This is a genomic window from Corallococcus exercitus (genome assembly GCF_003611585.1).
GTDB classification, from domain to species: domain Bacteria; phylum Myxococcota; class Myxococcia; order Myxococcales; family Myxococcaceae; genus Corallococcus; species Corallococcus exercitus.
Map to the genome: position 1 here is coordinate 1 of NZ_RAVW01000653.1, position 3420 is coordinate 3420.

The 3420-nt window shown below is 71.0% G+C and carries 5 protein-coding genes; all 5 read right to left on the minus strand.

What is annotated here, in order from left to right:
• Window positions 1–561: hypothetical protein (locus tag D7W79_RS40320; protein ID WP_147442309.1), on the minus strand; the 561-nt coding region annotated here is incomplete at its 3' end.
• Window positions 558–1223, minus strand: coding sequence for a hypothetical protein (locus tag D7W79_RS40325; protein ID WP_147442310.1), 666 nt, complete (start codon window positions 1221–1223; stop codon window positions 558–560). The genes D7W79_RS40320 and D7W79_RS40325, both read right to left, overlap by 4 nt.
• Window positions 1216–2166, minus strand: coding sequence for a hypothetical protein (locus D7W79_RS44105; protein WP_158617173.1), 951 nt, complete (start codon window positions 2164–2166; stop codon window positions 1216–1218). Before D7W79_RS44105 ends, D7W79_RS40325 begins: the two co-directional genes overlap by 8 nt.
• 20 nt (window positions 2167–2186) lie before the next feature.
• Window positions 2187–2777 (minus strand): hypothetical protein, encoded by a 591-nt coding sequence (locus D7W79_RS40330; RefSeq protein ID WP_208729971.1) that lies wholly within the window; start codon window positions 2775–2777, stop codon window positions 2187–2189.
• Window positions 2778–2795: 18 nt separating this feature from the next.
• On the minus strand, window positions 2796–3420 hold a 625-nt coding region (locus D7W79_RS40335; protein ID WP_208729972.1), incomplete at its 5' end, for a hypothetical protein.

The following is a 3420-nucleotide window of genomic DNA, read 5'->3' on the forward strand; positions in this document are numbered from 1 at the left end:
CGTCAGCCCCCGGAAGTCCGGCACCTCGCGGGCAGGCGCGTCGCCCGTCGCGGGCGCGGCGGGAGACTGCTCGACGAACTGCGCCTCCGCCTCCGTCACCCCCTCGGGCGTCGTCTCGGTCCACCGCACGCGGACGGTGCTCAGCCGCACCGTCGTCAGCGACTCGCGCACCGATTCGATCTGCTGCCCCGCCGTCTTCAGTCGATCGGAGAGCACGAGCGGCGTGGCCGTCTCCTTGGTGGGCTCCGCCGCGGCAGCCCGCACCGCCCCGGCGGACACGGCGCGGATGCCCTCGCGCTCGGGCTCCAGCAGCACCAGCGTCCCGTAGTCGATGAGGGTGCTGCTCATCTTCACCGGGAAGGTGGCCACCCCGGCGGAGTCCAGCCGCAGGTGGGAGCCGAAGGTGGCGCTGCTGACCTCCAGCTCCAGCACGCCCTCCGCGTTGGTCACCCCGGTGTCGCGCGGCTCGAACGTCCCCGCCTTCGCCGGGACCCACCACGCGACCTTCATGCCGGCGGCGGGGCCCCCCGTGGACTTGAGGAACACGGCCCGGACCTTCACGGGCTCACCTCGCAGGACAGCGCCAGCGTCCGCGACGCCGCGTCCACCGTGATCGCCAGGAAGCGGGCCCGCTCGCCGGCCGCCAGGCGCAGCGTCGTGCGCGCCTCACCCGCCGCGTCCGTCCTCACCACCGCGAGCACCACGTCCGTGCCCGCCAGCGGCGCCACGCCGGACAGCGCCTGCGTCGTCCGCCGGTCCAGGTTGAACTCCACCTCCACGCCCGGCAGGGCTTCTCCCGCCGCGTTGCGCACGCGCACCACCACGCCCGGCACGCCCCCGGCGCCGATGACGCAGCGGGCGTCGAGCACCACCGGAGGGAGGCCCTCGTTGGCCGGCACCGCGACGAAGCTGCCGCGAATCACGCTGACGATCTCCGTCTGCGTCTGCGACGAGGCCACGTCCGCCAGCCGCACGGGCCGCATCTTCAGGATCTTCGCGTTGACCGGCGCTCCGGAGGTGGTGCTGGACGTCTCCACCCGCAGGTCCATCCGCAGCTCGAACTCCAGCTTCGGCACGTAGTAGGTGAACTGGCGGCCGGGCGCGCCGGCCGCGGAGAGGCCCCCCAGCTCCTCCTGGGCCTTCGCCAGGCCGTCGGCCAGCTCCAGCAGGTACTCGTCCAGGGTGCCGAACAGCTCCTGCGCCTGTTGTGTCGTGTCACTCATTCCGCGCTCCCTGGCGCCCGCGAGCCCGCTGCGCGTCACGTGCCGTGTCGCGCGCGTCCATGTCGTCCATGCCCATGCCGACGCGCTCCATCTCCATGTCCATCCGCTGCTCCATGGACTCCATGTCCATGCCGGCCATCGCCAGCCCGCGCATCATCAGGGTCTCGGTGTCCAGCGAGCGGGGGTTCATGCTCCACGGCTCGCGCGCCACCGACACCCCCTTCTCCACCTTCCCAACCTGGAGCCCGCCGCGCCGTCCCAGGTTTCCCAGGGAGGGCAGCGCCTGGCCCTTCACCAGCGACATCGGCTTGCGCGCCGCCGAGCGCGCCTCCGCCGCCGCGTCCGACAGCCGCCGGGCCGCGTCCCTCGTCGCGGAGCCCAGCTCACCCAGCGTCATGCGGCCCCTGCCCGGAGCCTCCAGGACGCGCTCCGCCAGTCGCGTGGCGAGCTTTGCGCGCTCGCGTGCCTTGTTCGCCCACTGCTGGCGCAGCGTCTGCTGCCGCTGCGCCTTGCGCCGTCCCGCCTTCCCCGTCTCCAGGCGCTCGCGGCGCAGTTGCTCCACCCGCTCGGCCTCCTCCGTCTCCGTCCGGCGCCGGGCGTACAGCTTCTGCTCCAGCAGCCGCCGCGCGGTGTCCCGCTCATGCTGCTTGCGCTCCGCGATGCGCGACTCCGGCGTGTGCTGGACGACGGGGAACTGCTTCGCCAGCCGCTCGTCGACAGGCGCCTCCTGCACGCCGCTCAGCGCCTTCATCGTGTCTTCGAGCTGCTGGCGCTCCTTCAGCAGCTCCGCCAACGCCGGATCGCTGGCGGCCACCTGCTCCAGGGAGGGCACGGACGCCGCGGCGGATGCCCCCGCGCCCGGAACCGGAGCGGACGCGCCCGCGTCACCGGCGGCCTCGGCGGCGTCCTCCTCCAGCAGGTCTTCCCAACGGACGTGTGACATGCGCGGCGCCCCTTATTCCGTCAGGTGACGTTGCCCACGGCGGTGTCGATCTTCCCGCTGACGGCGTCGCCTTCCGCGGTGCCCTTGAGGCCCTTGGCGATCTCCGCGCAGATCTGCTGGAGCGCCGCGGGCGGAGGGATGGGCACCAGCTTGGTGCGGATGAGGCTCGAGCCCTCGGCGGAGTAACTGTACTTCTGCGAGTGCTTGGCCGTGACGGTGGTGACGTGGCTCTTGTGGCCCTTCACCAGCGTGGTGAGGATGCCCTTGTCGCGGTCCACCTTGCGGTCCCGCGTCTGGGTCGAGTCGTCGGTCGACTCGTGCATGGAGATCTCCATCTTCACTTCGATGATGGTCTCCACGAACTGGTAGAACGTGGGCGTGAAGCCGAGCAGCAGCAGCGGGTACTCGGTGGTCCCCAGCTTCACGAAGCCGGCCCCGTCCCGCACGGCGTTGCCGCTGTCGTCGATGCGGTAGCCCGCCATGAGCTGGGCGATCTTCAGCGAAGAGCTGTCCAGGGCGTACTGGGCATCCGCGATGGCGTTGCCCAGGTTGCGGACCATCTCCCCGAAGGGGACGTTGAGCAGATCCTGACCAATGGAGTGGGTGGGCATGGTGCGCGCTTTCCGGAGCTACTTCGTAGGGGTGACGGTGCCGGCCCTGGCCGCGATGAGCGCGCGCACCCGCTCCTCGAAGAGGGCCGGCGGAGGCACGGGCACCAGCTTGGTGCGCAGCAGGCTGGAGCCCTCCACGCTGTAGTCGTACTTGCGCGTGTAGCTGGCATCCACCGTCGTCACCACGGCCTGGGGCGCGCCGCCGCGCTTGAAGAGGCGCAGCCCGCCGGCCGTCTGGCGGGTGGTCTGCGTCGCCACCTTGCTCTCCACGCTCTCCGTCATCTTGATGGCGATCTTCACCTCGATGATGGTGTCCACGAACTGGTAGAAGTTCGGCGCGAAGCCCAGCTCCATCATGGACGAGGGCGTGCCCGCGAAGGACACCTTGGTGTCCACGCGGATGGGCTTGCCGGAGCCGTCCAGCTGGATGTTCCCGTCGGCGTCCCGCAGCAGCGCCTCGCCGCTCATCATCTCCGCGACGAGCATCCCGCTCTTGTCGAGTTCGAGCTGCGCCTCGGCGATGGCGGTCGCCATCTCACGAATCATGTCCCCCATGGGGACGTTCAGCAGTTCCTGACCGACGTTGGGCATGGTGTCTGGGTCCTTGCGCGCTTCAGGCGGCAGTGTGGGTGGAGGCCGCGGG

What these genes read in the sequence shown, in the direction of transcription:
- D7W79_RS40325 (WP_147442310.1), bottom strand. Translation starts at nt 1,223, where the DNA reads ATGAGTGACACGACACAACAGGCGCAGGAGCTGTTCGGCACCCTGGAC.
- D7W79_RS44105 (WP_158617173.1), bottom strand. Translation starts at nt 2,166, where the DNA reads ATGTCACACGTCCGTTGGGAAGACCTGCTGGAGGAGGACGCCGCCGAG.
- D7W79_RS40330 (WP_208729971.1), bottom strand. Translation starts at nt 2,777, where the DNA reads ATGCCCACCCACTCCATTGGTCAGGATCTGCTCAACGTCCCCTTCGGG.